Here is a 6,352-nt window from a genome sequence, read left to right as displayed (position 1 = left end):
TGAGATTTCCCTTTGAGCAATCAAGAAAGACCCCTCAGAGACGATGAGGTAGATAGGTCATGGGTGGAAGCACGGCGACGTGTGGAGCTGAATGATACTAATCGGTCGAGGCTTTGATCTAGTCTAAGGTTTGTGTGAATTGATGAATCTTCAGTTTTGAGAGAACAATCTCTCTATGTCTGGTGGCGATAGCGAAGCGGCCACACCCGTTCCCATGCCGAACACGGAAGTTAAGCGCTTCAGCGCCGAAAGTAGTTGGGGGTCTCCCCCTGTGAGGATAGGACGTTGCCAGGCCAACGCGAAGGACGATCAAGCATCTGCTTGGTCGTCTTTTTTCTGTTTGAAGCGGTGTCGCAGTTGCGACATCGCTTTTCGTTTGCCTTTTTTTGAATCAATGATAGAATATAGTCAAAAGTCAAAGATGGTCAGAGGGTGGTGGAGATGAGAAACATATCGGATGTAATCGAACAGTATTTAAAGCAAGTGCTGAAGGAGAGTCAGGCCGAAGCGATCGAAATTAAACGGCAAGATATCGCCAAGCGTTTCGAATGTGTTCCGTCTCAAATCAACTACGTTATTAATACACGTTTTACGGTCGAGAAAGGTTATTTGGTCGAGAGTAAGCGTGGAGGCGGGGGATATATTCGCATTCGTCGCGTAATTTTACATGAAAAGCAAGACGTATTGGCCAGCTTGATTGATATACTACATGATCATCCCCGTCTTTCCGAACAACTTGTCGAGAACATGTTGGTTCGTTTGTTTGAAGAAGGAATGTTAAGCGAACGGGAAGTTCGTTTACTGTACCACTTGTTATCCGATGAAGCGCTTGGTTTGACAGCTGAGGATCGATATTTGATTCGAAGACAGCAATTACTCGCATTAATGAAGTTACTTAGTTACCATTGACTGACGGAGGCATACATCTATGCTATGTGAACGATGCAAACGGCGACCTGCCGTCAATGAAATTCAAGTAGTGGAGAATGGCATTCCCGTAACGCGTAAATTCTGTCGCAATTGTACAGTAGAACTCATGTCAGGTTATGTACCGGTCGTGAAACGTTGTCCGGTATGTCAAATGACACAAAACGAGTTGGCTCATCTACGAAAAGCTGGATGTGCTACGTGTTATACGGTATTTCGTGACGAACTGATTAAAATCACTCGGCAATATCAACAAGGCCATGATGTTCATGTCGGTTCGATACCAGATGTGTTGCGCACACCAGATGAGCGAATCGAAGAGCGACTTCACAAGTTAGCAGGGGAGTTACAACGCGCCGTCGAACAAGAAGATTATGAACGTGCAGCGCGAATTAAAAAAGAAATCATTCAGCTGAAAGGACAAGGTGAGGCGTGATGGAATCATTTCTCAAGCATCCACTCGGTCCGAAGATGAAAGAGCGAGCGAAACTTGATGACTTAGTCATTTCAACGCGCATTCGTTTAGCTCGAAACTTAAAAGATACGGTCTTTTCCCCGGTCTTATCTAAAGAAAGTCAACGTCAACTCTGTCAACGCATTGAAACGTCACTCGGTGGATTACAAGGTTTTGAATATTTGAACATGGGGGGTTACGATTCAGTAACCCGACAAGCACTCGTTGAAAAACATTTAATTAGCCCGACAATCGCTCGAAAAGAAGAAAGTGCCGTCTTATTAAGTGAAGATGAGACAATCAGTGTGCTGATTAATGAAGAAGATCACTTACGCATCCAGACGTTACTTCCAGGTTATCAAGTAGAAGAAGCATTCGAACTCGCAAAACGAGTCGACGTCCTCTGTGGCGAGTCTCTCCCATATGCGTTCGACGAACAGCTCGGGTATTTAACGACTTGTCCAAGCAATATTGGGACAGGACTTCGAGCGTCAGTCATGCTCCATCTCCCTGGATTAACGTTAACAGGACGAATTTCTCCTATACTGAAAGAACTTCGAAAGCTCGGATATACGATTCGAGGACGATATGGAGAAGGCAGTGACGCAGCGGGACGATTGTTTCAATTATCGAATCAACGGACGCTCGGCAGTCATGAGTCACAGTTGTTAACAGACTTTATGGAAGTTACAGAACAAGTGATTCAGGCGGAACGACAAGCCCGGGAAGAGCTACTGGCTCGTAGCCAAGACGAGTTAGAAGACCGGTTTTATCGCTCTTACGGAATTTTACGCTATGCGAAACTGTTATCATCGACAGAAGCGATTGAACGTCTGTCGGATTTGCATTTGGCGAGTGACCTTGGTATTTTGTCAGACTGGAGTCCACCCCAGTTCCACGAATTAATTGTAAAGCTCCAATCAGGTTTCCTACAAAAACATTTCGGGAAAACATTATCTACGAAAGAGCGAGATCGTGAACGAGCGACTCTCGTTCGTCGAACGTTAGATCATGGTTTAGTTTGATCCAACTTTAAGGAGGTTTTGTCAATGATGTTTGGTCGATTTACAGAACGAGCTCAGCGCGTATTAGCTTTAGCACAAGAGGAAGCGGTACGACTTGGCCATCATAATATTGGTACGGAACATATTTTACTCGGACTCGTCCGTGAAGGGGAAGGAATTGCCGCTAAGGCGTTGTTCGCCCTCGGACTTACGTCTGAAAAGATTCAACAGGAGGTAGAGGCACTCATTGGCCGTGGCTCAGAAAACGGCTCAACGATTCACTATACACCACGTGCGAAAAAAGTAATTGAACTCTCGATGGACGAGGCTCGGAAACTTGGCCATTCTTATGTCGGGACCGAACACATTTTACTCGGTGTGATTCGTGAAGGCGAAGGTGTGGCAGCTCGTGTCTTGAACAACCTTGGAGTTAGTTTGACGAAGGCACGTCAGCAAGTGCTTCAACTCTTGGGAAACACAGAATCATCTTCTAATGCGTCACAACCGGGAACGAGTGCAGCGACACCGACGCTCGACGGGTTGGCACGTGACTTGACGCAACAGGCGCGTGAGTCGCGGCTTGATCCAGTCATCGGCCGCGCTGGCGAAATCCAACGTGTCATTGAAGTATTATCACGCCGGACGAAAAACAACCCGGTCCTCATCGGGGAACCAGGGGTCGGGAAAACGGCAGTCGTGGAAGGGCTTGCTCAACAAATCATCAACAACGAAGTCCCGGAAACACTTCGCAACAAACGCGTCATGGTACTTGATATGGGAACACTCGTCGCCGGAACGAAATATCGTGGTGAGTTCGAAGATCGCTTAAAGAAAGTGATGGATGAGATTCGTCAAGCCGGCAACGTCATCCTCTTCATCGACGAGTTGCACACATTGATTGGTGCTGGTGGAGCTGAAGGGGCAATCGATGCGTCGAATATTTTGAAACCTTCACTCGCACGTGGCGAACTCCAATGTATCGGGGCGACGACACTTGATGAGTACCGGAAATACATCGAGAAAGATGCAGCACTCGAGCGCCGATTCCAGCCGATTCAAGTCAATGAACCGACGGCGGATGAGGCGGAACAAATCCTCTTTGGATTACGTGACCGTTATGAGGCACACCATCGCGTCACGATTACAGATGAAGCGATTCATGAAGCTGTCGTTCTCTCAGACCGTTACATCTCGGACCGTTTCCTTCCGGATAAGGCAATCGACCTTGTCGATGAGGCTGCTTCGAAAGTGAGACTTCGCTCATTCACGGCGCCACCGAACTTGAAAGAACTCGAAGCTCGTCTCGAGTCGATCCGTAAAGAGAAAGATTCGGCTGTCCAGAGTCAAGAGTTTGAAAAGGCTGCGTCGCTACGCGACACGGAACAAAAACTTCGTGATGAGCTCGAACAGCTCAAGTCGGAATGGCAGAACAAGCAAGGGAACGAAAAGCTTGAAGTAACGAAAGAAGATATCGCGCAAGTCGTCGCCAACTGGACAGGCGTACCGGTGACGAAGATTGCCGAAGAAGAGACAGATCGTCTCCTCAAACTCGAATCCATTCTACACGGTCGTGTCATCGGTCAAGATGAGGCCGTCAAATCGATTTCACGGGCGATTCGCCGGGCTCGTGCCGGCTTGAAAGATCCGAAGCGTCCGATTGGTTCGTTCGTCTTCCTCGGACCGACGGGTGTCGGGAAGACCGAGTTGGCTCGTGCCGTCGCTGAGGCGTTGTTCGGTGACGAAGATGCCATCATCCGGATCGACATGTCAGAGTACATGGAGAAGCATGCGACGAGTCGTCTCGTCGGTTCGCCTCCAGGTTATGTCGGTTATGAAGAAGGCGGTCAGTTAACAGAGAAGGTTCGCCGCAAGCCATATTCGGTTATCTTGCTTGACGAGATTGAGAAGGCTCACCCTGAAGTGTTCAATATCTTGCTACAAGTGCTCGATGACGGTCGCTTGACTGACTCGAAAGGACGTACCGTCGACTTCCGGAACACCGTCATCATCATGACATCAAACGTCGGTGCGGCAGCGCTCAAACGCAATAAATATGTCGGGTTCACGGTCGAAGATGACGTGAAACGTGAGTATACTGAAATGAAAGATAAAGTCATGGAAGAGTTGAAAAAGGCGTTCCGCCCCGAGTTCTTGAACCGGATTGACGAGATCACCGTCTTCCACTCGCTCCAAAAAGAGCACATCCAAGAAATCGTCAAACTCATGGCCGAGACACTTACAAAACGTCTTGGCGAACAAGGGATCGACTTCACTCTCACCGAATCAGCACTCGAGAAAATTGCTGAAGTCGGTTACGATCCTGAGTATGGTGCTCGTCCACTACGCCGTGCCCTTCAACGTGAGGTCGAGGATCGACTCTCAGAGGCAATGCTCAGTGGAAGCATCACGAAAGGCAGCAAAGTGGCGCTCGATGTGCAAGACGGCGAATTCGTCGTTCGAAATGAAGGTGTCGTTCAGTAAATACAAGGCTCCCTCTCTTGTGTGAGGGGGCTTTTTTAGACGGAAAGGAACATCATGGCAAAAATTAAAACGAAGTACGTATGTCAGTCATGCGGGTACGAATCCGCAAAATGGATGGGACGTTGCCCAGGTTGTAATGAATGGAATACGCTCGTCGAAGAGTTTGTAGAAGAGAAAAAGGCAAAACGGGGTGCTGCGTTCGTCCATAGTTCTTCTAGACAATTGAAACCGGAGCGCCTGTCAGATGTCGTATCGCAAGAAGAGACACGCGTCCATACGAACAGCCAAGAGTTTGACCGCGTGCTCGGGGGTGGAATCGTCCCAGGCTCACTCGTCCTCGTCGGGGGAGACCCGGGAATCGGGAAGTCGACGATTCTCTTGCAAGTAAGCGCCCATCTCGCCCATAGCGGACGGAAAGTACTCTACATTTCCGGAGAAGAGTCGCTCAAACAGACAAAACTTCGTGCGGAGCGGCTCGGTTTGCCAACGGAAGACTTATATGTCCTCGCCGAGACGGATATGCTCATGATTGAACGGGTCATCGATGAAGAAGAACCCGGTTTCGTCATCATCGATTCGATTCAAACCGTCTATATGGATGAGATTCAATCGGCACCGGGGAGTGTCGCCCAAGTCCGGGAATGTACGGCAGCGCTTATGAAGATTGCCAAAACCCGCGGCATCGCCGTCTTTATCGTCGGTCACGTGACGAAACAAGGTTCAATTGCTGGACCTCGTCTGCTCGAGCATATGGTCGATGCCGTCCTTTACTTTGAAGGTGAACGTCACCACACGTTCCGGATTTTACGGGCCGTGAAAAACCGATTTGGCTCGACGAACGAGATTGGCATCTTTGAGATGAAAGAAGGCGGGCTCGAAGAAGTGCTCAATCCGTCTGAAATCTTCTTGGAAGAACGAACTGCTGGCGTCTCAGGTTCCACCGTCGTCGCCTCGATGGAAGGGACGCGGACCGTGCTCGTCGAACTACAGGCGCTCATCTCGCCGACCTCGTTCGGGAACCCGCGCCGAATGGCGACAGGAATCGATCAAAACCGGGTCGCACTCCTCATGGCCGTACTTGAGAAGCGTTCGGGTCTGTTGCTCCAAACGCAAGATGCCTATTTGAAAGCGGCAGGTGGCGTCAAATTGGATGAGCCGGCGATCGACTTGGCGATTTGCATCTCGATTGCGTCAAGCTTCCGGGATCGTCCGACTCGACCGACAGATGTTTGCATCGGTGAAGTCGGCTTGACCGGTGAAGTTCGGCGTGTGTCACGGATTGAACAACGTGTCGCCGAAGCGGCCAAGCTCGGATTCACGCGGGCCATCATTCCGAAAAACAACCTCGGGGGCTGGACGGCCCCACCTGGCATCGATGTCGTCGGTGTCAGCACTGTCGACGAAGCGCTCCAACTTGCCATCCCATTCTGAAGGGGCGCTTCCGGCAGTTTTTAACGCTTTGTAACGAACGCTTTCAAAAAAACCG

The 6,352-nt window shown here is 49.5% G+C and carries 5 protein-coding genes and 2 rRNA genes; all 7 read left to right on the top strand.

The genetic code is table 11. The features are described 5' to 3' along the window. Nucleotides 1-121, top strand: a 23S ribosomal RNA gene (locus EVJ33_RS13800); the annotation flags it as partial. 57 nt (nucleotides 122-178) lie between these two features. Beyond that, nucleotides 179-294, top strand: a 5S ribosomal RNA gene (gene rrf / locus EVJ33_RS13795). Nucleotides 295-441: 147 nt separating this feature from the next. Continuing rightward, a complete protein-coding gene (locus tag EVJ33_RS13790) occupies nucleotides 442-909 on the top strand; it encodes a CtsR family transcriptional regulator (RefSeq protein WP_131437982.1) in 468 nt (155 codons plus the stop codon). A gap of 127 nt (nucleotides 910-1,036) precedes the next feature. Then, a complete protein-coding gene (locus EVJ33_RS13785) occupies nucleotides 1,037-1,363 on the top strand; it encodes a UvrB/UvrC motif-containing protein (RefSeq protein WP_236634636.1) in 327 nt (108 codons plus the stop codon). Then, entirely contained in the window at nucleotides 1,363-2,406 is a 1,044-nt protein-coding gene (locus EVJ33_RS13780; RefSeq protein ID WP_131437978.1) for a protein arginine kinase, read from the top strand. The genes EVJ33_RS13785 and EVJ33_RS13780 overlap by 1 nt, the downstream gene beginning before the upstream one ends. A gap of 24 nt (nucleotides 2,407-2,430) precedes the next feature. After that, entirely contained in the window at nucleotides 2,431-4,866 is a 2,436-nt protein-coding gene (gene clpC / locus EVJ33_RS13775) for an ATP-dependent protease ATP-binding subunit ClpC (protein WP_131437976.1), read from the top strand. Between the two features lie 54 nt (nucleotides 4,867-4,920). Then, a complete protein-coding gene (gene radA / locus EVJ33_RS13770; protein ID WP_034781742.1) occupies nucleotides 4,921-6,297 on the top strand; it encodes a DNA repair protein RadA in 1,377 nt (458 codons plus the stop codon). The last annotated feature ends 55 nt before the right edge of the window (nucleotides 6,298-6,352 follow it).

Origin of the sequence: Exiguobacterium sp. SL-10 (assembly GCF_004337025.1) — a bacterium.
Lineage (GTDB): Bacteria > Bacillota > Bacilli > Exiguobacteriales > Exiguobacteriaceae > Exiguobacterium.
Note: the sequence above shows the minus strand (reverse complement) of the source record. Positions and strands in the feature narration are given on the sequence as shown.